The organism is Anoxybacillus sp. UARK-01, from assembly GCF_002075365.1.
In the GTDB taxonomy this organism is placed as follows: domain Bacteria; phylum Bacillota; class Bacilli; order Bacillales; family Anoxybacillaceae; genus Anoxybacteroides; species Anoxybacteroides rupiense.
Genome location: NZ_NASY01000073.1, coordinates 1 through 529, shown reverse-complemented (window position 1 = coordinate 529; position 529 = coordinate 1). Strand labels below are relative to the sequence as shown.

1 protein-coding gene is annotated in these 529 nt (G+C 38.9%); it reads left to right on the top strand.

Annotation, left to right across the window (positions count from 1 at the left end; genetic code table 11):
• Window positions 1-529, top strand: a 529-nt coding sequence (locus tag B6A27_RS18360; protein WP_080862890.1) for a transposase, incomplete at both ends; no start/stop codon positions are given.

Here is a 529-nt window from a genome sequence, read left to right as displayed (position 1 = left end):
ACTGAAAATTATAACACGCAAATGACACTTTTTCCAGAGACAGAGGAAAAAAAGCCCTCTAAAAGACCATTAGCCCCTACTTTTAAACCCTATGACAATCGTCAAACTCAAGTGATTTTTGATATTGAAGCCCTTATACCAGAACATCACGTCGCACGAGTAGTGGACGAAATGGTGGAATCTGTACCAGATGAGCTATTGTTTTCTCATTATAAAGGTGGTGGCAGAAGTTCCTATCATCCCAAAATGATGCTTAAAATCATTCTGTATAGTTATTCCCAAAAGGTTTATTCCTGCCGTGGAATCGAAAAACTAATAAAAGAAAATCTTCCTGCCATATGGTTAGCTGCGATGCAACAACCAGATTTCCGCACGATCAATGAGTTCCGCGGAGAACGGATGAAAGCCTTGATGGATGAGTTATTTGAAGCCATGATTCTAAAATTGATTGAAGAAAAGTACATCACAATGGAAAACTACTTTTTGGATGGCACCAAGATGGAAGCCAACGCCAATAAGTATTCTTTCG